This window comes from Parasedimentitalea huanghaiensis (assembly GCF_009753675.1).
Taxonomy (GTDB): Bacteria; Pseudomonadota; Alphaproteobacteria; order Rhodobacterales; family Rhodobacteraceae; genus Parasedimentitalea; species Parasedimentitalea huanghaiensis.
Map to the genome: position 1 here is coordinate 535,569 of NZ_WQLV01000002.1, position 22,223 is coordinate 557,791.

The 22,223-nt window shown below is 54.7% G+C and carries 24 protein-coding genes; 17 read left to right on the forward strand and 7 right to left on the reverse strand.

Annotated elements, in window-relative coordinates; all coding sequences use genetic code 11:
* The first annotated feature begins 34 nt into the window (after nucleotides 1-34).
* The 5 genes from hpaD (at nucleotide 35) to GO984_RS06375 (ending at nucleotide 4,971) form a co-directional block, all read left to right on the forward strand.
* Entirely contained in the window at nucleotides 35-1,015 is a 981-nt protein-coding gene (hpaD, locus tag GO984_RS06355; protein WP_157021696.1) for a 3,4-dihydroxyphenylacetate 2,3-dioxygenase, read from the forward strand.
* Nucleotides 1,016-1,122: 107 nt separating this feature from the next.
* Nucleotides 1,123-2,532: a pyridoxal phosphate-dependent decarboxylase family protein gene (locus GO984_RS06360; protein ID WP_157021865.1), complete on the forward strand. Its 1,410-nt coding sequence runs from the start codon at nucleotides 1,123-1,125 to the stop codon at nucleotides 2,530-2,532.
* A gap of 2 nt (nucleotides 2,533-2,534) precedes the next feature.
* Nucleotides 2,535-3,392 carry a fumarylacetoacetate hydrolase family protein gene (locus tag GO984_RS06365; RefSeq protein WP_157021697.1) on the forward strand — a complete coding sequence of 286 codons (858 nt, stop codon included), beginning with the start codon at nucleotides 2,535-2,537 and terminating at the stop codon, nucleotides 3,390-3,392.
* The gene (gene hpaH / locus GO984_RS06370; RefSeq protein ID WP_157021698.1) at nucleotides 3,389-4,189 is read left to right on the forward strand and encodes a 2-oxo-hept-4-ene-1,7-dioate hydratase; all 801 of its coding nucleotides are present in this window, start codon (nucleotides 3,389-3,391) and stop codon (nucleotides 4,187-4,189) included. The genes GO984_RS06365 and hpaH overlap by 4 nt, the downstream gene beginning before the upstream one ends.
* Before the next feature lie 11 nt (nucleotides 4,190-4,200).
* Nucleotides 4,201-4,971 (forward strand): aldolase/citrate lyase family protein, encoded by a 771-nt coding sequence (locus tag GO984_RS06375; protein WP_157021699.1) that lies wholly within the window; start codon nucleotides 4,201-4,203, stop codon nucleotides 4,969-4,971.
* Between the two features lie 43 nt (nucleotides 4,972-5,014).
* On the opposite strand, the gene GO984_RS06380 is transcribed toward GO984_RS06375, so the two are convergent.
* From GO984_RS06380 to GO984_RS06390, 3 genes are all read right to left on the reverse strand, one after another.
* The gene (locus tag GO984_RS06380; RefSeq protein ID WP_157021700.1) at nucleotides 5,015-6,637 is read right to left on the reverse strand and encodes a DUF4139 domain-containing protein; all 1,623 of its coding nucleotides are present in this window, start codon (nucleotides 6,635-6,637) and stop codon (nucleotides 5,015-5,017) included.
* Between the two features lie 342 nt (nucleotides 6,638-6,979).
* Nucleotides 6,980-7,213 carry a hypothetical protein gene (locus tag GO984_RS06385; RefSeq protein WP_209279379.1) on the reverse strand — a complete coding sequence of 78 codons (234 nt, stop codon included), beginning with the start codon at nucleotides 7,211-7,213 and terminating at the stop codon, nucleotides 6,980-6,982.
* Nucleotides 7,214-7,465: 252 nt separating this feature from the next.
* Nucleotides 7,466-8,488: an aspartate-semialdehyde dehydrogenase gene (locus GO984_RS06390; protein ID WP_157021701.1), complete on the reverse strand. Its 1,023-nt coding sequence runs from the start codon at nucleotides 8,486-8,488 to the stop codon at nucleotides 7,466-7,468.
* A 224-nt stretch (nucleotides 8,489-8,712) separates the two neighbouring features.
* Between GO984_RS06390 and GO984_RS06395 the strand changes: the two genes are divergently transcribed.
* The gene (locus tag GO984_RS06395) at nucleotides 8,713-9,867 is read left to right on the forward strand and encodes a DUF3095 domain-containing protein (RefSeq protein ID WP_157021702.1); all 1,155 of its coding nucleotides are present in this window, start codon (nucleotides 8,713-8,715) and stop codon (nucleotides 9,865-9,867) included.
* On the opposite strand, the gene GO984_RS06400 is transcribed toward GO984_RS06395, so the two are convergent.
* On the reverse strand, nucleotides 9,857-10,507 hold the full coding sequence (locus GO984_RS06400; protein ID WP_138161084.1) for a carbonic anhydrase: 651 nt from the start codon (nucleotides 10,505-10,507) through the stop codon (nucleotides 9,857-9,859). The two genes, GO984_RS06395 and GO984_RS06400, sit on opposite strands and share 11 nt — an antisense overlap.
* Before the next feature lie 154 nt (nucleotides 10,508-10,661).
* On the opposite strand from GO984_RS06400, the gene GO984_RS06405 reads away from it, so the two are divergent.
* From GO984_RS06405 to GO984_RS06415, 3 genes are all read left to right on the forward strand, one after another.
* Nucleotides 10,662-11,042 (forward strand): hypothetical protein, encoded by a 381-nt coding sequence (locus GO984_RS06405; RefSeq protein ID WP_245226965.1) that lies wholly within the window; start codon nucleotides 10,662-10,664, stop codon nucleotides 11,040-11,042.
* A gap of 93 nt (nucleotides 11,043-11,135) precedes the next feature.
* Nucleotides 11,136-12,518: a leucyl aminopeptidase family protein gene (locus GO984_RS06410; protein WP_157021703.1), complete on the forward strand. Its 1,383-nt coding sequence runs from the start codon at nucleotides 11,136-11,138 to the stop codon at nucleotides 12,516-12,518.
* Nucleotides 12,515-13,255, forward strand: coding sequence for a C40 family peptidase (locus tag GO984_RS06415; RefSeq protein WP_157021704.1), 741 nt, complete (start codon nucleotides 12,515-12,517; stop codon nucleotides 13,253-13,255). Before GO984_RS06410 ends, GO984_RS06415 begins: the two co-directional genes overlap by 4 nt.
* A 71-nt stretch (nucleotides 13,256-13,326) precedes the next feature.
* Here the strand turns inward: GO984_RS06415 and GO984_RS06420 are convergent, their stop codons facing one another.
* Nucleotides 13,327-13,671 carry a DUF2794 domain-containing protein gene (locus tag GO984_RS06420; RefSeq protein WP_157021705.1) on the reverse strand — a complete coding sequence of 115 codons (345 nt, stop codon included), beginning with the start codon at nucleotides 13,669-13,671 and terminating at the stop codon, nucleotides 13,327-13,329.
* 133 nt (nucleotides 13,672-13,804) lie between these two features.
* A complete protein-coding gene (locus GO984_RS06425) occupies nucleotides 13,805-14,494 on the reverse strand; it encodes an ArsR/SmtB family transcription factor (RefSeq protein ID WP_157021706.1) in 690 nt (229 codons plus the stop codon).
* A 295-nt stretch (nucleotides 14,495-14,789) separates the two neighbouring features.
* On the opposite strand from GO984_RS06425, the gene GO984_RS06430 reads away from it, so the two are divergent.
* The gene (locus tag GO984_RS06430; RefSeq protein WP_245231013.1) at nucleotides 14,790-15,221 is read left to right on the forward strand and encodes a c-type cytochrome; all 432 of its coding nucleotides are present in this window, start codon (nucleotides 14,790-14,792) and stop codon (nucleotides 15,219-15,221) included.
* Nucleotides 15,222-15,296: 75 nt separating this feature from the next.
* On the opposite strand, the gene GO984_RS06435 is transcribed toward GO984_RS06430, so the two are convergent.
* Nucleotides 15,297-15,914: a TetR/AcrR family transcriptional regulator gene (locus tag GO984_RS06435; RefSeq protein WP_157021708.1), complete on the reverse strand. Its 618-nt coding sequence runs from the start codon at nucleotides 15,912-15,914 to the stop codon at nucleotides 15,297-15,299.
* Nucleotides 15,915-16,054: 140 nt separating this feature from the next.
* Between GO984_RS06435 and mbfA the strand changes: the two genes are divergently transcribed.
* The 7 genes from mbfA to GO984_RS06470 all read left to right on the forward strand — a co-directional run bounded on the left by mbfA (nucleotide 16,055) and on the right by GO984_RS06470 (nucleotide 22,214).
* Nucleotides 16,055-17,029, forward strand: coding sequence for an iron exporter MbfA (gene mbfA / locus GO984_RS06440; RefSeq protein ID WP_157021709.1), 975 nt, complete (start codon nucleotides 16,055-16,057; stop codon nucleotides 17,027-17,029).
* A gap of 65 nt (nucleotides 17,030-17,094) precedes the next feature.
* Complete coding sequence (locus tag GO984_RS06445) at nucleotides 17,095-18,036, forward strand: AEC family transporter (protein WP_157021710.1); 942 nt, start codon at nucleotides 17,095-17,097, stop codon at nucleotides 18,034-18,036.
* A gap of 100 nt (nucleotides 18,037-18,136) precedes the next feature.
* The gene (gene fghA / locus GO984_RS06450) at nucleotides 18,137-18,970 is read left to right on the forward strand and encodes an S-formylglutathione hydrolase (RefSeq protein ID WP_157021711.1); all 834 of its coding nucleotides are present in this window, start codon (nucleotides 18,137-18,139) and stop codon (nucleotides 18,968-18,970) included.
* A gap of 3 nt (nucleotides 18,971-18,973) precedes the next feature.
* Nucleotides 18,974-20,443 (forward strand): Si-specific NAD(P)(+) transhydrogenase, encoded by a 1,470-nt coding sequence (gene sthA, locus GO984_RS06455; RefSeq protein ID WP_157021712.1) that lies wholly within the window; start codon nucleotides 18,974-18,976, stop codon nucleotides 20,441-20,443.
* A complete protein-coding gene (locus GO984_RS06460; protein ID WP_157021713.1) occupies nucleotides 20,443-20,892 on the forward strand; it encodes a YaiI/YqxD family protein in 450 nt (149 codons plus the stop codon). The genes sthA and GO984_RS06460 overlap by 1 nt, the downstream gene beginning before the upstream one ends.
* A 13-nt stretch (nucleotides 20,893-20,905) precedes the next feature.
* On the forward strand, nucleotides 20,906-21,541 hold the full coding sequence (locus tag GO984_RS06465) for a hypothetical protein (RefSeq protein WP_157021714.1): 636 nt from the start codon (nucleotides 20,906-20,908) through the stop codon (nucleotides 21,539-21,541).
* Between the two features lie 274 nt (nucleotides 21,542-21,815).
* Nucleotides 21,816-22,214 carry a RidA family protein gene (locus tag GO984_RS06470; RefSeq protein WP_157021715.1) on the forward strand — a complete coding sequence of 133 codons (399 nt, stop codon included), beginning with the start codon at nucleotides 21,816-21,818 and terminating at the stop codon, nucleotides 22,212-22,214.
* The last annotated feature ends 9 nt before the right edge of the window (nucleotides 22,215-22,223 follow it).

Consider the following 22,223-nt stretch of genomic DNA (forward strand, 5'->3'; position numbering starts at 1 on the left):
TTCCCGGAAACGCGCGCCTTCGGAGGAGACATATATGCCCATCCCTGCCCCCAATCTCTACCCGCCTTTCAACATCGTACGACTGTCCCATGTCGAATACATGGTCACCGACCTGGCTGCTTCGCGTGCGTTCTATGTCGACACGTTAGGATTGCAAGTTACCCAAGAAGACGACCAGCGCATCTACTTGCGCGCCATGGAAGAACGCGGTCACCACTGCATTGTGCTAGTGCAGGCAGACAAGGCCGAGGTCGGAGTGCTCGGCTTCAAACTGTTTGATGACCCCGACCTGGACAAAGCCGCCGAATTCTTTGCCTCCCGCGATCTACCGGTAGAATGGGTTGATCGACCGCACATGGGCCGTTGCCTGCGCACCCGTGATCCGTGGGGCATCCCACTAGAGTTCTACGTCAAGATGGACCGGCTGGAACCGATCCATCAGAAGTACAAACTATACAACGGTGTGAAACCGCTGCGTATTGATCACTTCAACATGTTCAGTGCCGATGTGGATGCCTCCGTTGCGTTTTACAACGACATCGGGTTCCGGGTGACCGAGTACACGGCGGACGACGAGAGCGGGAAAACCTGGGCGGCCTGGATGCATCGCAAGGGCGGCGTCCATGACGTGGCCTTTACCAATGGGTTAGGTCCCCGGCTGCATCACACGGCGTTCTGGGTGCCGACACCGCTGAACATCATCGACCTGCTGGATCTGATGTCGACGACTGGTTACATCGACAACATCGAGCGCGGCCCCGGTCGACACGGGATTTCAAACGCTTTCTTTCTGTATGTGCGTGATCCGGATGGCCACCGGATTGAGATTTACTGCTCGGATTACCAAACCTGTGACCCGGACCTTGAACCGATCAAATGGTCGCTGACTGATCCGCAACGGCAAACCCTGTGGGGCGCTGCTGCGCCGCGCAGTTGGTTCGAGGAGGGGTCGACCTTTGCCGGGGCTGAGACGAAACCAAGTGCCTTGACCGCGCAGCCGATTATTGCACCGTAGCGAAACATAAGGGCAGTGCCCGGACCGGCGGGTGGGCGTAAAGCGCGCTCCCCGTAGGGAGGTCCGGGCACTGTCCGTGCCATAGGCGCGGACCAAAGGATAAGATGATGAAATGGGATGAATTTTCCGAATGGGGCCGCCGGGTCGCTGACTGGACACAAGACTACCACCAAACCGTGGGGGATAAACCGGTTCGGGCGATGACTGAACCGGGTGATGTGCTGAACGCCCTGCCCGCGACCCCACCAGAATCTGGCGAAGGGATGGAGGCAATCTTCAGCGATTTCGAAGACATCGTGATGCCCGGCATCACCCATTGGCAGCATCCCCGGTTCTTTGCCTATTTCACCTCAAACGCCTCAGCCCCATCGGTGTTGGCTGAATTCCTGAGCAGCGCCATCGCGCCGCAATGCATGCTGTGGCAAACCTCGCCCGCCGCGACCGAGATGGAAACCCGGATGATGGACTGGCTGCGGCAGGCACTAGATTTGCCCGAACCGTTCCAGGGGGTCATTCAGGATAGCGCGTCATCAGCAACGCTCGCCGCGGTGTTGACCATGCGGGAAAAGGCGCTGAATTGGCAGGGCAATCAACAAGGGTTGTTCAAGCAAAAACCGCTGCGAGTTTACTGTTCATCCGAAGTGCATACCTCGATCGACCGAGCAATCTGGGTGTCGGGTATTGGCCAACAGAACCTTGTCCGCATCCCGATCAAAGGTGATTGGCGCGGCATGGATCCGGACGCATTAGAGGCCGCGATCGAGGCTGATATTGCAGCCGGATTGCAACCCGCGGGCCTAATCCTTTGTGTTGGTGGCACCGGAACCGGCGCAACTGATCCGGTGGAACAGTGCCTTGATATCGCAGAGAAATACGGATTGTATTCGCATATCGACGCGGCCTGGGCCGGGTCGGCAATGATCTGCCCCGAATACCGCCATTACTGGCCGGGTGTTGAGCGTGCCGACAGCATCGTGTTCAACCCACATAAGTGGCTGGGCGTGCAGTTTGATTGCTCGGCGCATTTCCTGAAGAACCCGGATGATCTGGTGCAGACGCTGGCGATCAGCCCCGAATACCTGAAGACACACGGTAAAGACGGCATCATCAACTACTCGGAATGGTCGGTGCCGCTGGGCCGTAGGTTCCGCGCGCTCAAGATCTGGTTTGTAATCCGAACCTATGGGCTTGAAGGATTGCGGCAACGGCTGCGCAATCACGTCAACTGGTCAAACCAACTGCATGACAAGCTGGCTGAAACCGATGCGTTTGAAATCATCACTGCGCCGATGTGGTCGCTCTGGACGTTCCGCTATGCGCCTGCCGGGGCCAGCGATTTGGATGATTTAAACCTGCGCTTGGTCAATGCCATCAACGATGATGGCCGCATCTACCTGACCCAGACCCGCGTGGATGGCGACCTGGTGATCCGGTTCCAGGCCGGACAGTTTGAAACAACCGAAACCGACGTGATGGCTGCCTATGATGTCATCACCGAGATTGCGAAAGGCCTGTGACTATGCGCTTTGCCACGTACACAGCAAACGATGAAACATTTTATGGCGCCGCCACCGATGCAGGCATGATAGCCCTGTCACCACAGTTTCCAGATTGGCCAACACTGCGCGAAGTCATTGCAGCGGACGGCTTGCACCAACTGGCAGTCGCCGCCAAAGGTCAGGAAGTGACCCACCCCAACGGTGGTTTCACCTATCAAATCCCAGTTCCCAACCCGCAGCGGATCCTCTGCGTGGGGGTCAATTTCCCGGACCGTAACGCCGAATACAAAGACGGCTCCAATCAGCCAAAACACATGTCACTGTTCCCGCGATTTCCGTCCTCCTTTACCGGCGCTGAAACGCCACTGATCCGCCCGCCTGAAAACCACACGCTGGACTACGAAGGTGAAGTGGCTGTCGTCATTGGCAAAGGTGGACGCCGTATCAAAGCCGAAGACGCCTATGATCACATTGCGGCCCTGTCCCTGTGCAACGAAGGGACCATTCGCGACTGGGTCCGCCATGCCAAGTTCAATGTGACCCAGGGGAAGAACTGGGACAACTCTGGCTCCATCGGTCCTTGGCTTGTGCCCTTTACCCATGCTGCACAGTTGGACAGCGCCAGGATTATCACGCGCGTAAATGGTGAAACCCGCCAAGACGACACCCTGAACCGTATGATGTTCCCAATCCGCGAAGAGATTGCCTATATCTCGACCTTCACAACATTGGAACCCGGCGACATTATCATCACCGGCACCCCAACCGGCGCAGGCGCGCGGTTTGATCCGCCCAAATACCTGGTACCCGGCGACATCGTAGAGATCGAAGTCGAAGGGATCGGTACCCTGCGCAACACAGTTGAGGACGAGGCATGACCCCCGATCAGCATGCTGAAGCTGCCGAATCTCTGTTTCGGGCGGAAGAGACAGGTCAGCAATGTGGGTTGTTGTCTCTGCAATACCCCGGCATGACATTGGACGACGCCTATGCGGTACAAAAAGCACTGGTGTCCCTCAAATTGGCCTCAGGACGACAAAAAATTGGCTGGAAGATCGGCCTGACCAGTCGCGCCATGCAGGATGCGCTGAAAATTGACACCCCCGACAGCGGTGTGTTGTTGGATGATATGTTGTTTGAAAGCGGTGCAACCGTGCCTGCGGGGCGATTTATCCAACCACGGATCGAGGCCGAGATCGCCTTTGTTATGAAAAGCCCATTGGCTGGAGAAGACTGCACGCGCGCGGATGTTTTGGTAGCAACCGACCACGTTGCGCCATCGCTGGAGATCCTAGATACCCGCATCCAGCGCGCGGACCCCGCAACTGGACAGGCCCGGATCATCACGGACACCATCAGCGACAATGCGGCCAATGCCGGCATCGTTCTAGGACGCGAGCGCCATTCGGTTGATGCGCAAGATCTGCGTTGGACCGGGGCAATTGTCAGCCGCAACAGCACCGTTGAGGAAACCGGGCTGGGCGCTGGCGTATTGAACGATCCGGTGACATCCGTTTTGTGGCTGGCCCGATGCATGGCCAGCTATGGACAACAGATCGAAGCCGGAGATATCGTTCTGTCTGGGTCATTCATCCGACCCATTGAATGCCCATCGGGCAGTAAAATAACCGCTGATTTTGGCCCATTTGGGTCGGTAGACATTTCTTTTGCCTAAGAGGTACCCCCATGGCTGCACCACACAATTCGTTCAAGCAGGCTCTTGCAGACGGGGAACGCCAGATTGGCTGCTGGGTCGGTCTGGCAGACGGGTACGCCGCTGAAATCATGGGCACCGCTGGATTTGACTGGCTGGTAATCGACGGTGAACACGCGCCCAACGATATCCGATCCCTGCGCGATCAGTTGATTGCACTGCAGGCAAGCGACAGCCACCCGGTTATCCGCCTGCCCGTGGGTGAAACCTGGATGGTCAAACAAGCACTGGATGTCGGCGCCCAGACCATTCTTGTGCCTATGGTAGAAAGCGCCGAACAGGCTGCCGAACTGGTGCGCGCCTGCACTTATCCCCCACATGGAACGCGCGGTGTTGGGGCGGCGCTGGCCCGGGCGACGCAGTATTCATCCGTCAGCGATTATATTCCCACTGCCGACGCTCAGATCTGCCTATTGGTGCAGGTGGAAAACCGGGCTGGCATTGCGGCCTTGGACGATATTCTTGCGATTGAAGGTGTGGATGGTGTCTTCATTGGCCCGGCAGATCTGGCCGCCGATCTGGGATACGGAGGCAACGCCGGCGCCCCTGAAGTACAGGCAGTGATTGCAGATGCGCTGGCCCGAATCAAAGCAGCAGGTAAGGCACCCGGTATTCTGGGTGTCACAGAACAGGCCACGCAGGGCTATCTGGATATGGGCGCGCAGTTTCTGGCGGTGGGAATTGATGTACTGATTCTAGCCCAAACCGCCCGCGCACTGGCAAAACACTGGAAAGCTAAGTAAGAGCCGCGCCCGGCGGATCTGCCGGGCGCTAATTTGGTGTAAGTTACCGTAATTCCATGCCCTCGGGCCAACTGAGGCTGGTTTCCAGCTCGATCTTACGGCTGTCGCCGGAAGCAATTTCCAGATCCCAGGCCAGAATACCGCGGCGTTTGTCGAGATCTTCTACACTGGGGCGCGGCGTGGCCGTCCAAGTGATTTGTAGATCCTCCTGCTCGGAATAAGGCACCCTATCCCGGAGGTGCAGTGGCCAAGTTTCTCCGGTCAGGTTTTCAATTTCAATCTCGACCTTTTGAACCTGCTGGTTGCTGCGAGAGATGATGCCGCGACCGCCTTCGCTTTGGTCCAGAGTATCCCGGCGGATTTGCAATCCTTCGATGGGACCAAAGCCAAGCTCGTCTTCTTCACCCGCTGCAAGACCGTCAAATTTATCGATCCCAATAAATGTACCGTCAATGTAGCGCGCGGCGTACTCAGCAGAGAGTAATTGCTCACCTGACGTATTGGTGAAACGAACGACACGATAAGCCATTTCATCCTGCATTGGGACGGCGCGGGCCATGACCTCTCCCGGTTCATTCAGAACATCCAATTCAAGGCGCAGTGTTTCCGCTCCCGTGGTGATCGATACGGGTTCACCGTAGGAATACGTCACACCAGTGTCATCCGTCTCAGCGCTCCACATGGAGCCTGCCTCTTCTATGATAACAGGTGGTTCCACTAAAGGTTCGGCGTAGCTACTTACCCTAGAGTCCAGCGCTACGGGTTCGGGATCTTCGATCCAACGGTAATGTGTACCAAGCAAACTTGGACTCACCTGACCGATGGGGGCCAGTGTCGACAGGTGGAGAGTAACATCGGTCCAATTCTCGCCGGTATTCTGTTGTACAAATGCGCCCCTTCCAATTGACAGTTTAGGGCTGTCTCCGGTCTCCAGCTTCAAATCGTAAACCGGGGTCCAAGAAGTTCCCCAACCACTCAGATAGTTCAGAACAATCGCACCCTCACTCGCCTCATCTGCCTCAACCTCGACTGCAATGAAGACTCGGTTTTCGCTCTCTACATCGAGTGCTTCGAGCGCCTGTTCGGCTGTGTCCAATTCATCCTCTAGCTCCTGCAACTGGCGCTCGATTCGGCGTGCTTCGATTTCGGCGTCCAATGCAGTTTGCCCTGCGGTTTCCGCTTCTGCAGAAATCATCCGGGCAATGTCACGCAGGGCATCGGGAGTGGCATCGGCCAGACCTTCGTTCTCGCCCAATTGACGCAGGAACCCGATCGAGACCTCAGCGGCCGCACCTTTTAGACCTGCCCGCGTGGCATCATCCTTGACCGCCTGAATGCGCTGTTCGATTTCGTCAATACGCGCCTCGGCCTCTTCGATTCTAGGATCATTGAATTCGCGTGGAGGTGCGTATTCATCGCGAAACACGGTGCCGATCTGGCGCGCGCCCGTCAGATCGATTCGTAGTGTTTCTAACGTCGCTGTGTTTGGCACCCCCTGCAGCACCAGCCGGTGTTTACCCGCCGAGATCTGGAATTCAGCGGTCCGCGTAATGGCTGCGCTGTCTGGGTACATGGTGACCTCGGTCACCTTGCTGGAAACGGGGATGGTGTCGGCCCAGGCTGCGGAAGCAGACAGTAGGGCGAGCAGGGAAAAACAAAAACGCATAAATATGACCTCAAATGACATTGGGTCTAATCTGGAGAATAGATCGGTACATGGCAAGAACCGGAGAGGCGTGCGCCTGAGGAAATTGTGGACTTGCGTGGCGGTCCAAATGGTCCAGCGGTCATTGACCACAAAAGAACTGGTTTGAAACAAAAATCTATGACCGGACAAGTTTAAGCCCAAGGAAGCAACCCGAAAGCTTCCTTGGGCCTGATAGCTTGAACTTAGCCTACCTGCTCATTGTTTTTATTAGCCTGCTTTTTTGATCGGCTCGTTCAAGAATTGGTCTGTCCCATTTCCCATTGCCTACCGCATTTTTGCGTGTTCGACTTAGGAAGTTAGTTAGCCTGCTGATGCTGCCCGCATTTCTGCAAACCTGGTCGTAAGTTGGGCCGAAGGAAACCCAAGGAAGCGGCAAGAACAGATATCTACATTGCTATAGGCGTCTCTTAGGCGGACGCTATCTTTGCCTTGCTTGAGGTAGAAGCCTTTGCTGATAAGGCGTCGACGCAGATCTAGCCAGCTGCGTGCTTTTGAAAACTCGTCATAAACGTAGGTCCGCAAAGAAACTGCCATTTCTGTGTCCCAGCGGTTGGTCTCCCGAGCGCTGGCCCATGCGGATTGCCTGAATGTTACGTCTTGCTTTTCCTGCTCTATGCTGTGTCTGGCGAACACTGTCCCGGCCTCCGTATTTGTGTTTCTATTTGCCCGTCTGCCTGTTGATATTGTGTATTTAGATTACGCATTTTATCCACAGGCTGTCTATTGGTGCAAAAGAAAAGGGGGCACCTCTTTCGAGACACCCCCTATCCTAAAGGTTAGTACGGCTTAGCCCTTTTTCAGAATTTCGCGCCCTAACAATTCAGCAATCTGTACCGCATTCAACGCAGCGCCTTTGCGCAAATTGTCGGAAACACACCATAGATTCAAACCGTTATCGATTGTGCTGTCCTGACGAATCCGGCTGATAAAGGTGGCAAAATCGCCGACACATTCCACTGGTGTTACATAGCCACCGTCTTCACGTTTATCGATCACCATGATGCCGGGCGACTCACGCAGGATGTCGCGGGCTTCATCTTCGTCCAGGAAATCTTCGAACTCGATATTGATCGATTCCGCATGACCCACAAAGACCGGAACACGCACACAGGTCGCAGTGACCTTGATGTTCTTGTCGACGATTTTCTTCGTCTCAGCGACCATCTTCCACTCTTCTTTGGTGGAACCATCATCCATGAACACATCAATATGCGGAATCACGTTGAACGCGATTTGCTTGGTGAATGTCTTAGGTGGCTTATCGTCGGTTGGATTGTAGATCGCTTTGGTTTGATCCCACAGCTCATCTATACCTTTGGCTCCGGAACCGGATACCGACTGATAAGTTGAAACCACCACCCGCTTAACCTTGGCACGGTCATGCAATGGCTTCAGCGCAACAACCATCTGGGCAGTCGAACAGTTGGGGTTAGCGATGATGTTTTTCTTGGCATAGTCGTGCACGGCCTCGGGGTTCACCTCGGGCACGATCAACGGAATGTCCGGATCATAACGGTATAGTGACGAGTTATCGATCACCACACAGCCGACTTTTGCAGCCTTAGGAGCATAGATCTTGGTCGCATCCGAGCCAACGGCAAACAATGCAATATCCCAGCCCGTGAAATCAAACGTATCCAGATCCAGGGTTTTCAAAGTTCGCTCACCAAAGCTGACTTCAGTTCCCAATGATCGGCGGCTTGCCAATACGGCAAGTTCATCAACTGGAAACTGGCGTTCAGCCAGGATATTTAGCATTTCACGGCCCACGTTGCCCGTGGCGCCGACGACGGCGACGCGATAACCCATAGTGTCTCTCCAAAAATAATGCCGATCCTATGACCGGCTGCGGTCTCATATCTGGAAACGGCTCCGCCGGAAAGGTCAGAACCGTCGCCGGGTACCGCTATGGTGCAGATATGTGCATTTATGCCTAATAATTGCGCAATTCCTGATCGGCTCCAATCAGCAAGTTATGGACCAGCCTGTGTTTTCAGCTAGTCTGGTACGGTATCAGGTCGCATGGGTCAGCAATGGTAAAACTCAACTTCTATGACAGCTTACCACGCACAACTAACTTTTCAGACCTTGCCCGAGCTGAAAATTTCACCCCCTTGCCCGATGATTGGTTTATTGGGTGCTGTGACATTGTTGATTCAACCGGGCTAATTGCAGCGGGTCGCTACAAGACCGTCAACATGATCGGCGCCTCGGTGATTTCGGCGCTAACCAATGCGATGCAGGGACGTGCCTTTCCCTATGTATTTGGAGGCGACGGCGCGTCCTTTGCCATCCCCCCCTCTGAAAAAGAGTCCTGCCAAACGGTACTAGCCAACCTGCGCAGCTGGGTTGCTATCGAATTTGACGTCGAATTGCGCGCTGCCTTGTTGCCGTTGCAGTGGGTCCGTGCCGAGAACTTGGACGTAAGGGTAGCCCGCCACGCCGTCTCTGCTGGCGTGGACTACGCAATGTTTAGCGGCGGAGGTCTGGCCTGGGTCGACAAACAAATGAAGCTAGGCGGCTTTTCTGTCTCCCCGGCTGAACACGTCATTCCACCAGATCTGACAGGGCTGTCCTGCCGCTGGAGCAACATCAAAGCGAGAAACGGCACCATCGTTTCTTTGGTCTTACTACCGTCCAAAGGTGGCGAAAGCCGTGCCTACACAGATGTTATCAGCAAGATCTTGGTGCTAGCAGCAAAGCTGGAACGCAACGGCCACCCTGTGCCACAGAACGGTCCGCCACTGGGCTACCCGCCACCGGGTTTGACACTTGAAGCCCAGGTTTCGCGCGGCAGCGTGCCGTTGGTACTGCGTAAACTTCGCCTACTGTTAAACACTGCAGTGGCCGGGTTGATGTTTTGGAGTGGTCGGACCTTTGGCGGATTTGACCCCACTCACTACCGTAGAACCTTAAGCGCCAATGCCGACTTTCAAAAGTTCGACGATGGACTAAAGATGACACTGGACTGTGACACTGACACCCGCAATCAGCTGACCGAACTGCTGCAGAGCGCAAAAACAGCTGGCCACATCCGTTACGGGCTACATGAACAGGACGAGGCCATGGTCACCTGCATAGTTCCATCTGCTTTGCGCGATGACCATGTTCATTTTGTCGATGGCGCGGCGGGTGGCTATACCAGCGCCGCCGCACGCATCAAAGCTGAGGAAGCGATCACACCTTAGTAAAAAGCTCCAGCTTTGGATCATAACATTCCAAGCCACCTTCACCGATATCAGTCCACAACCCATGCAGGCTCAGCGAACCATCCCGTACCTTTTCGTCAACAAAAGGAAAGGTCATCAGGTTTTCCAGAGAGGCAACAACAGACTGTCGCTCCAACTGACGCGCCTGCTGTTCTTCATCTTCGATATCTTGCACCAGTTGGTACTTTGGCTTCAGAATATCCATCCAGCGACCAACGAAGCTGGTTTTTTCTTCCAACTGCGGTGCATGACCTTTGCACATATCGATGCAGCCCTGAACGCCACCACATTGCGAGTGCCCTAAAACGATCAGATGCGAGACCTGTAACGCTGTAACAGCGTATTCGACTGTTGCACTGGTGCCATGGTGGTCGCCATCGGGCTGATAAGGTGGAACCAAATTAGCGATATTTCTATGTATAAAGAACTCGCCTTGGTCGGCGCCGAAGATCGAAGTTACATGAACCCGGCTGTCACAACAGGAGATAACCATCGCACGTGGGCGTTGTCCTTCGGTGGCCAAACGTCGATACCACCCCTTATTTTCCTGATAAGAAGTAGCTTTCCATCCGTGATAACGGGTCACCAGATAATTAGGCAGAGGCTTGGCAAATTCCATTTGTCGATCCCTGTGTTGACAGTTCGCTGGGCTGATACAATGCATTGATAGCAAATTCGAGAGATATGATCATCCCGAAGAAACCTTTTGAAAACCACTAACAGCCAATGTTGGTCCCGTGCCGTGGGGGCACTGAAATTTAGGGTGATATGTGGTGGCTAATATTCTTAACGTTATACACAACGAAACGGTCCGGCTTGATCCGGGAAAACTCAGCGAGCTCTATGCCCAACTGGGCGAGGTCGGCGCCGAAGATGTGATCTGTCGCGCGATTGAAGAGCTTGCGGTACGATTGTCACATTGCGAGCGGCTCTGGCGGCAAAACGATATGCCGAATTTGCGCAAGAGCGCACGGTCATTGATCGCTATTGCTGACCAGATTGGCATGAGTGCCATGGCTGGTATTGCACGCGATGTAACCTGCGTGATTGATGACGAAGATCACGCCGCAACAGCAGCGACGTTGTTTCGACTGCTGCGCGTAGGTGAACGCTCCTTAACTGCAGTTTGGGATCAGCAAGACCTATCGGTTTGATCGCTGACAAGCACACACCTTTAAGCAGGGCTTGCAGATAGCGCGGTGCCGGATACTCTGGGACAATATTGTCCCCACATCCGGAGTATCCTGATGCCGCCTGTCTTTGCCCTGCCTAACGATGCCGCTGTACCGCTGCATGTTCTAGATCAGGACAGCTGCGCCGATTGGCTAGAGCAACAACCGCAACACATTTCTCACTGGGCGCAGGCAAACGGGTTTACCGGTGCTTGCGGTCAGGCGCTGTTGATTCCAAATACTGACGGAAAACCAGCGCTGGCGCTGGCTGGGTATGGAACAGGGGCCCAACGGGCTCGGCGCCGGTATGTGCTAGCCGCAGCCGCTGAAAAACTGCCGCAAGGCACATACGCCATTGCATCAGGATTGTCTCATGACGCGCTGAACATCGAGTGTTTTGGCTGGCTTCTTTGCGGGTATCGCTTTGATCGTTATCGCGAGCAAAGCGCATTCAAAGCAAATCTTATTGCCCCTGCGGGGGTTGATGCTGCAGCAATCGAATCATTGGTTGCTGCCGAAAGCCTGACCCGTGATTTGATCAACACACCTGCGTCGGACATGGGCCCGGATGAATTACAACGTGCCGCTGAAACTTTGGCAGAAGCGTTCGACGCCTCGATTACAACAATTCAGGATGATGCGCTTTTGGCGCAAAATCTTCCAATGATCCATGCAGTTGGCCGTGCCTCAGACCTCCGCCCGCGCTTGATCGATATGAACTGGGGCGCTTCCGGCCCCAAGCTAACACTGGTCGGCAAAGGTGTTTGTTTCGACACCGGTGGGCTAAATCTAAAACCCGGCGCCAGTATGGGCCTGATGAAAAAGGATATGGGGGGCGCAGCTGCAGTGTTGGGGTTGGCTAAGGCAATCATGGCCGCCAATCTCCCTCTGCAACTGCGGGTGCTGATCCCTGCGGTCGAAAACTCGGTATCTGGGTCGGCGTTTCGTCCTGGCGATATCCTAACATCACGCAAGGGGCTGACCGTCGAGATCAACAATACTGACGCCGAAGGTCGGCTTGTGCTGGCTGATGCTTTGGCATTGGCAGATGAGGACAAGCCGGATTTGCTAATTTCGATGGCCACGTTAACCGGTGCGGCGCGAGTGGCGGTCGGGCCGGATCTGGCGCCCTTCTTTACCGACGACGAACAAGTCGCAACTGCGCTTGCGACAAATGCAGAGCCCAGCGCTGACCCTGTTTGGCGGCTGCCGTTTCACACGCCTTACGAGACCAAGATCGAGCCTGGCATTGCAGATCTCGACAATGCGCCCGCTGGAGGGTTTGCCGGATCGATCACCGCAGCGCTGTTCCTTCGCCGTTTTGCTGGGGACAGCCGCTATGTGCATTTCGACATTTACGGCTGGAACCCGACGCCCGCCGCGGCCCGCCCCAAAGGTGGTGCCGGCCAAGGAACCCGTGCCCTCTTTGCCGCCCTACCTGAACTGTTGAACCTATGAAAACTAAACAAATCATCCAGCCCGTCACTGATTTGTTCCACTCACCCTATGGCGCGCGTGATCGCCAAATGATCTATGGCGACCTAATCACCGTTGAGGCCGAGGAAAACGGGTGGGCACAGATACTGTCAGTCAAAGATGGATATCAGGGGTATTTGCCCAGTATCGCGCTGGGCGCACAGACCAAGGCTACACATAGGATCTCCGCTGCCTCGTCTCATATTTATGTGCAACCGGATTTCAAATCCCGCGATCTTTGCAGCCTCAGTTTTGGCAGTCGGGTTCAGGTGCTGACATACGGTGATCGTTTCTGCGAAACCCCAAATGGTTTTATACCGACACCACATTTGAAACCTGCTGACACTATAGATGCCGATCCTGTTGCACTTGCTGAACTGTTTCTGGGCACACCCTATCTATGGGGGGGCAACAGCCGTTTTGGCATTGATTGCTCTGGTTTGGTTCAAGCTGCCTTGCTGGCTTGCGGTATCCCCTGCCCTGGCGACACCGGCCCGCAAGAATCAACTGTGGGCCATACTCTTCCCCCTGACAGCGCCTATCAGCGTGGAGATCTACTGTTCTGGAAAGGCCATGTTGCATTTGTCTACGACCCTGAAACCATAATTCACGCCAATGCACATGATATGGCGGTTGCTCTGGAACCGCTGCAGGCTGCTATTGATCGGATTCAAGCTCAAGGCGATGGCCCGGTGACTGCGCACAAACGGCTGGCCTAACTCTTCACGACTACAATGAACCGAACATGGGTGAATACAGGGCGGTCGTCACGGTCTTTACAGATGCGCAGCTATTTCACTGCACGGATCAGTTTTCGTTCCAACACGCGAAGGACGGATTTTAGTTCGTGGCCCCGCTTCAAGATTTGCTGATCCATGCTAACCACAGAATACATCCCTTGGCGTTGCCTTAACTTGGGGCGCTTTTCTATCCGGTACAGCGGAGTTTCTGCTGTGCGTTTGAACACCGAAAACACCGCAAGTTCACGCTGGCAGGAAATACCATAATCGCGCCACTCTCCTGCAGCGACCATACGGCCATACAGGGCCAGAATCAGCGAAAGCTCAGATCTATTGAAAGCAACCTGAAGAGGGGCAGATGGGCTTGGAAACGATTGGGAGTTTTGAAAGCTCATAACGTAAGACTCGCCCTAATCCTGCAACAAATCAAGTCTCTTTGCACAATCGGGCCGATAGAACCTACCGGATCATGTGATAAATTCCTGCGCAACATGGGTCGTGCCTCGGTCATAAACGTCCGGTATCACGTTATGCAGAGGCTGCCACCTCGGGTCTTACATCCAAAATTTGATCATAGGCTACACGTCCTGGCGCCGTCACAACCAATCCTCGCTTATGCTTGTGGCGCTTTAACCATCCAACATCTAACCCATGGGTCAATATCTGCCGCCCCAAAGGCCCAGCCACATGAGGTTGACGTTCAGTCCAATCCAAACACGGCCGAACAAAGGGCTGACGACCCGGTCTGTCAGGAAGCAACACCCCAATTCGATGCCATAGATCTGATGGTACAGCGCGATACCCGCCGTTCTCATCAATCAGCATCCCTTGGGACAAAAAAGCCTTGGCCATGGCCACCGCAAGTGGTCCCGCAAGGTGGTCATAACAACTGCGAACCGTCGCCAACCCGCCAGCCTTGCGCTGTTGGGCGCGGTATAAGCTGTCAGCAGGGGCAATCGCCGCCAGCTGTTCCAACGCTTGCGCAACTTCTGGACCTGCGAGACGGTGATAGACACAGCGGCCGCTTTTTTCCGCCAGCACCAGACCGGCTTCTTTCAAAATACGCAAATGCGCCGTGGCCGTTTGTGGTGTGACACCAGCTGCGCTCGCCAACTCTTTGTTGGTAAAGGCACGGCCATCCAGCAGTTCGCATAACATGCGGGTGCGACTTGCATCGCTGATGGCCTGACCTAGAATATCAAAACGGGGTGTTGTCATACTTCAAGCATACTGCGCGCGCTATCAAAGCCCTACGAAAAACACTTCGTCATAGGGCGAAATGTCGGTCTTAGCGCCCAAGAAAAATCAGCGAATAGACAGCTCCAGATGAGGGACAGGCCATTTAACGCGGAAATAACCTACCTATTGGATAGTTCCGCTATCACGACCGCAGCCTCGACGCTGCGCGATCCGTGTGTGTTAAGTCAAAGTTTCGGCCATTGTGGCTGCTCAAACGGGGATCCAATATATGGCCTACTCGCTTTATCGCCTTCCAGTACTTGCCATACTTGTCATGACACTTGCCCTATCGACACCTCACCTGACGGCACAGGAGCAAATTACGAACAAAGGCGTAAAAAAGAGGGTGGCCCTGATGCTGACAGCCCAAGCTGCCGTTGCCACGCTCACCGATATGATGGCCGGGCGGGTGGTGTTTCACCCAACCAGAGCCCGCGCGGCACGACGCACTTTGATGCAAACTAGCCGCAACACCATCAAGCGTTTCAAAAGACCACATAGCGACCCATTGTCGAACGCTCGGCCTGAAATCTGGACCTACTGGAGCGATTTCAAAGCCAATGCAGAGGTCGCGGACGACGCTGCCAGACAGCTAAACGTAAATTCATTAGCCGGACTTCGACGCACCCTGCCGAATGTGCTGCAAAGCTGTCTGAGCTGCCATGATAGCTACCGGGTCGAACCCAACGAATTTACAACGCACTAAGATCCGGTTGTTTGCGAAGCAAACCTTCAAAAACCTAAAGTTGCCTCACACTCAAAACTGAACTCAGTCTTGGGTTCAGGCCCCATAGCGGGCCAGAAAAGTTTCTACAGCACCCTTGATTACTCGTTCACGCTCAACCTCGGTGAATTCAGTGTCTATATTGAACACAAGCCGAGGGAACAGATCCGCTTTGCACAGTTCGGCCAGTTGATCCGCGGCCAAGTCAAAGTCTTCAATCCTTAGTTCGCCCCGTGCGGTTGCCTGCTCTAGATATTCTTTGACCCGCGCGCGCACAACCATTGGGCCGCTCTCATAGAACTGCCGCCCCAAATCTGGAAAACGGTCGGCCTCGGCCACACAAATCCGGAACATTTTCTGGCCAAAGTCAGAAAGAATCACCGACAAGATCTGTCGCGCCGCCACTGCTATAGCTTCTGGAGGCGTACAGCAGGTTTCGACCATATCAACAGCGTCGCATGCTTGGCGGGCGCATTCATTGCGGGCCACTTCCATGAACAACAAACGCTTGTCGGGAAAATAGCTATATAAGGTGGCCTTGGACACGCCAGCTGCGCGGGCAATGTCATCGACGCTCGCCCCCTCAAAACCATCCGCCATAAACACGTCGCGTGCGCCTTCCAGCACCTGATCAAATTTGCGGCCGGTCCGCAGAATGGTGGCTGGATGGTTCATCGAGATCCCTTCAAAACACTGGCAATAGCTGTGTGAGTCAACTTAGCGTGCCAACCCTATCTTCAACAACCATTCTCGCGAAGACTTGTACGTCGTTCGAATATAGTTATCTTAGAATCATTCTAATATCGAGGTCAAATATGCGCTTCTTTTCGCACCGCAAGCATTTCTCAGACCTGAGTGAGCAGGAAATCATTGCACTCGCCATTTCATCGGAAGAAGACGACGCACGCATCTATCGTGGCTTTGCCGAGCGATTGCGCGGAGAGTTTCCTGCAACCGCCAAAGTGCTGGATGGCATGGCTCATGAAGAGGATGAACACAGGTCCAGGCTGATTGCGCTGCACCAGAGCAGATTTGGCCCCACCATTCCCTTGATCCGCCGCGAGCATGTCGCTGGATCTTATGCCCGCCGCCCGGTTTGGCTGCAAAACACATTGAGCCTTGAACGAATTCGTGGCGAGGCCAAGATGATGGAGCGCAACGCCGAGCGCTTTTACCTGGCCGCCGCCGCCCAAAGCCCGGACGCTGCCACACGTAAATTGCTGGGGGACCTCGCCGCTGAAGAAGCAGGTCATCAGGTTTCGGCCGAAGGGTTGGAGCAGGCCCACCTGACTAAGGATACCCTGGCGCAGGAGGACGATAGCGCCCAACGCCAATTTATCCTGACCTGGGTGCAGCCTGGGCTGGCGGGATTGATGGATGGATCAGTATCGACGCTGGCCCCAATCTTTGCCACCGCCTTTGCCACGCAAGACACCTGGACGACTTTCTTGGTTGGCATTGCCGCTTCCGTTGGTGCCGGAATATCGATGGGCTTTACCGAAGCCGCGTCAGATGATGGTGCGCTCTCTGGACGTGGATCACCGATCAAACGCGGTATTGCCTCTGGGGTAATGACTACAGTTGGCGGATTGGGTCATGCATTGCCCTATTTGATCCCCGACTTCTGGACCGCCACCGCCCTAGCCATGGTCGTGGTGTTTATCGAGCTATGGGCCATCGCATGGATACAGAACAGATACATGGAGACGCCCTTTTGGCGCGCAACGATGCAGGTCGTTTTGGGGGGCGCGCTGGTGTTGGGAGCCGGCATTTTGATTGGCAGCGGCTAGGAACAAGAAGAAAAGCTGTTCAATAGGTCTTTGCGTTTAGGCCCGATCAGAGTAGCAAGTCATCCATGGTCGATATCTTCCTCAGAACGCTACCCTTTTTCGCCATTATTGGCCTTGGTTATTGGGCCGGACGAACGCGGTTCTTTAGCGCCGAGGCCACAGCTTATCTAACCAAGTTTGTTTTCTTCTTTGCCCTTTCGGCTATGATTTTTCGGTTTTCAGCCAATCTGTCATTTGCCGAAATTTTCGACCTGCGGCTGATCCTTGGGTATCTGGCGGGCACAATGGCTGTTTATCTGCTGATGACACTGATCGCCGCCAGCCGTGGCTTAGACATGCAAACCGCTGCTGTTGAGGCGCAATGTGCAGCCATCGGCAATGTTGGTTTTCTTGGGCTGCCAATGATGGTGATTCTATTTGGCGAAGCGTCCATTGGCCCAATGATGCTGGTGCTCAGTGTCGATCTGGTCGTGTTTTCTTCGCTGATCGTCATTTTAATCAATGTCGGACGCGGTGCAGGAGTGGGGCTGGCAACCCTGCGATTGGTGGCAAACGGATTGATCAAGAACCCAATGATCGTGTCTATCTGTGCTGGGTTGATCTGGTCCGCGCTGGCACTGCCAATCCCGGCCCCCGCAAACGAATTTCTAACAATTTTGGGTGGCGCTGCCACACCGGGGGCCCTGTTTGCCATTGGTGCCTCTCTGGCCACCAAAGCCGCAGAGCGGGTTCATGTCGCTCTCTGGCTCAGTTTTGCCAAATTGGTGCTCCACCCGTTGCTGGTTGCGATCGCAGTCTTGCTGATTTTGCCATTGGACGGTTATTCCGCCACCATAGTGATTTCCGCTGCTGCGCTGCCCGTAGCGGGCAATGTCTATATGCTAGCGCAACACTATGGCGTGGCGCCACAGCGGGTCTCGGCAACGATCCTGTTTTCGACACTGGCTTCAATATTAACAGTGCCAATGGTGATCACCTGGGTAGGTGCGCTGGTGACGGTCCCCTAGCAAGGGTGGATATGCCACAAAAACAGCGCTGCTACATTGCATCCTCTGGACGATTGGCGCGCCGCCGGGTAGCGATGCATAACCATTTTGGAGGCTATCGATGGAAACTTTGTCGGAAAACCGAGCTTTTGGCGGCACGCAGGGTGTTTATAAGCACGCCAGCACAGCAACCCAATGCGATATGACCTTTGGTCTGTTCCTGCCCGAAGAAGCCCGCGATGGACCTGTGCCCGTGTTGTGGTACCTGTCCGGCCTGACCTGTACCCACGATAATGCCATGACCAAGGCCGGTGCGCAGACTTGGGCCGCCGAACAGGGCATCGCTTTGGTGTTTCCTGACACAAGCCCACGGGGTGAGGGCGTCGCAGATGATGATGCCTATGATCTGGGTCAGGGCGCAGGGTTCTATGTCAACGCAACACAGGCACCATGGGCACCTCATTTCAACATGTGGGACTATCTGGCCGAAGAGCTGCCTGCACTGCTGGGCGAAAAGTTTGCGATAGATTTGGATCGGCAGGCGATCACCGGGCATTCGATGGGCGGCCATGGTGCGCTGACACTGGCGATGGGGCTGCCGGGGCGGTTTCGGTCGGTTTCGGCCTTTGCGCCGATTTGCAACCCAAGTGCCAGTGATTGGGGTCGCAAACAACTGACCGCCTATCTGGGCGAAGATGAAGCCGTCTGGGCGCGCCACGACGCGACGCTTATGATGCGCGAAACGGGGTTTGATGGCCCCGTCCTGATCGACACAGGAACCAGCGATCAATTCATCGACCTGCTGCAACCCGAGGCGCTGGCCCAAGCTATTGCCGAAAAACGCCAAGAAGCGACCCTGCGTTTGCAACCGGGCTATGACCACAGCTACTTCTTTGTCTCCTCCTTTATGGAAGAGCATATCGCCTTTCACGCTGACGCGCTTTACCGGGACTAAGCCATGACTGAATTCGACTATGACCTCGTCATTATTGGCTCCGGCCCCTCCGGCCGGACTGCCGCCATTCAAGCTGGTAAGCTGAAACGCAAGGTGCTGGTAATCGATCGTCAGGATCGTCTTGGCGGTGTTTCCGTTCACACCGGCACAGTGCCTTCCAAAACCCTACGCGAAACGGTGCTGAACCTTAGCGGTTGGCGAGAGCGTAGTTTTTATGGCCGTTCTTACCGAGTGAAGGATCAGATCGGTGCCGAGGACCTCAAGGCCCGTCTGCACATGACGCTGGATCACGAGGTGGATGTGCTGGAGCACCAGTTCAACCGCAACCATGTGGACTGGCTGCCGGGGCTAGCGAAATTCGTTGGACCAAATGAGGTAGAGGTGGCAACCGAAGCGGGCGACACCAGCCGGGTAACGGGCAAGAATTTTCTGATCGCTACGGGCACCCGTACCTATCGCCCTGACACCGTGCCGTTCAACGGCAAAACCATTGTCGATGGCGACGAATTCATTGAAATGGCGGAAATTCCACGTTCCCTGATCGTGGTTGGTGCGGGCGTGATTGGTGTCGAATATGCCACTATGTTCTCGACCCTGGATGTACGTGTCACCCTGATCGAACCACGTGATACCTTCCTCGATTTCATCGACACTACACTGATTCAAGAATTCACCCACCAGATTCGTGAAAACGGCGTTGATCTGCGCCTTGGTGCGGCTATTGAAAAGGTCGAAGATGCAGGCAGCCATGTCGAGGTCACACTGGACAACGGTCGCCACGTACGCGGCGAAATGCTGTTGTTTGCAGCGGGCCGCATGGGCAATACCGGAGGCCTGAACCTCAAGGCAGTGGGACTGGAAACAGACCACCGCGGACGGTTGAGCGTCGAGCGTAAAACCTATCAAACTGCCGTGCCACATATCTATGCCACCGGTGATGTGATCGGCCACCCGTCGCTGGCCTCGACATCATTGCAACAGGGCCGCGTTGCCGCCTGCCACGCGCTGGAAACCCCTACCCTGCCAGAAAGCCCCTGGTACCCCTACGGTATTTATTCGGTGCCGGAAATGTCCACCTGCGGTATGTCCGAGGAAGAACTGCAAGAGCGCGGCATTCCCTATGAGGTTGGTGTGGCCCGGTTCCGCGAAACCTCGCGCGGGCATATCATGGGGCTGGAACACGGCATGCTGAAGATGCTGATCAGCCTGAAAACCCGCCGGGTTCTGGGCGTTCAGATTGTCGGTGAAGGCGCCACCGAACTGATCCACATTGGTCAGGCGGTGATGAACCTGCAAGGCACAGTGGATTACTTTGTCCAAAACACCTTCAATTACCCAACTCTGGCCGAAGCCTACAAGATCGCTGGTCTGGATGCCTTCAACCGGATGCCAATCCCGGAAGAATTCAAAGTACCGAAAGAACCGAAAGCTGGTAAAAAGCCTGCGGCTAAATCAACCAAGGCCAGTAAGTAATGGTGCTCTACATTGATGCGGATGCCTGCCCGGTCAAGGAGGAGGCTGAACGGGTCACCACCCGCCATAAGCTAAAGATGTTTGTGGTGTCTAACGGTGGATTGCGCCCCTCGCGCAATCCATATGTGGAAAATGTCATTGTGGATGCCGGTGCCGATGTGGCGGACATGTGGATTGCCGATCGTTGCGGCAAGGGCGATGTTGTGGTGACTGCGGACATCCCATTAGCCGCCAAATGTATCGCGACTGGTGCACGCGTGCTGCGCCACAACGGCGAGGCGTTTAGCGAGGCCAATATCGGCCAGCAACTGGCAATGCGCGATTTGATGGCCGACCTGCGTGCTGCCAACCCACTGGGGACTGGCGGTAGTGGCAAAGGGTTCACCAAGACCGACCGGTCGCGGTTTCTAGAGGCGCTGGAGAGGGAAATCCGGGCGGCGGCACGCTAATAGAATTTGAGGTATGACAATGAACACAGTGCGGGCTTCTTTATTGACAGTTGGTTTGCTCGCAAACAGCCATACAGCCGCAGCCATGTCATGTGCCGACCCCTTGGAAATCATCTCAGGCAGGTTTCACAGTGAGGAACCACTAACCGCGAGGAACCTTGCAGCTGGCCTTTATCACAATTACTTCAAAGTACCCGAACTGCAGAGTTCTGAACACATCGCAATCGGTACGTTCGAACTGAACCCAGAGCTGAAAGATGAACATGGCAACATGGCCGGTGTTGAACCATATAACACGGTGCGTCTGAAGACCAATTGGGCAGCACCCACCCGATTTGTCGGCATCGACTACAGCTTTCACGACGGAATTTGGTTTTCGGGAGTGTTCTTCAGCCCAGATGGCACCGAACACGATCTAAAGGGGGACTTCGACCTCAAGCTTCATTGTGATGAGTATTGCGCTGAGCCCCCGCGTACTCATGATCCTATCTTTTATAAACTGAACGGACCCAAACCCGAGTACTTTCGAATCAATGGATCCATGTGCGATGCTACTTTCGCTCCATCGGCTCAGCCTGAAGTTGTCACAGCCTTCCGCATCTGCATGCGTGATAGAGGTTGCAAGGACTGGCTCTACGGCAGCAAGTGAATCCTCCTTTGGAGAGGGTCAGGCGCGGTCCGGGCTCGCAGCTCCAACCACTTCAAACAATTTACCCTATCCTATTCACTTCCAAATGCGGATTTTCACAGTGACAGTGAAATCACACCGACGGCGCGTTTGCGGTTTCTGGAAGCGCTGGAGCGGCAAATCCGGGCGGGGGCACGGCAGATCTAGATCAAACTAGCAGCACTAAAGCCCGCAGCTTGTGACTTTGTCAGCCAAGCGGCAGTATTCCTGTAGTTTACTTCGATAGGATATTTCCATGGTTATACGTGCAGTTATTCCCTCTAAGCTTCGTACAGCAACTGAACAGCTCAAATTCTCGCCCGCAATTGTTTCCGGCAATCACGTTTTTCTCACCGGCTCCACCGGGGGGGATATGAATGGGAAGATGCCAGCGGACGCCGAAGCACAGTTCAGGAATGCCTTTGACAAAATTGAACTCATTTTGCGAGAGGAAGGTTTGACCTTTCAATCGGTCGTCGAAATGACAACGTATCACATCGGCCTACGATCGCACTTTGATCTATTCGACAAGATTCGACAGGAATGTTTTGACGCCCCCTACCCAGCCTGGACCGCCGTAGAAGTCGCCGGCTTACGTCGCGAAGGTGCAGTTATTGAAATACGCATAATTGCGAGCACTGAAGCCAACCTCTAACCCTTTTCT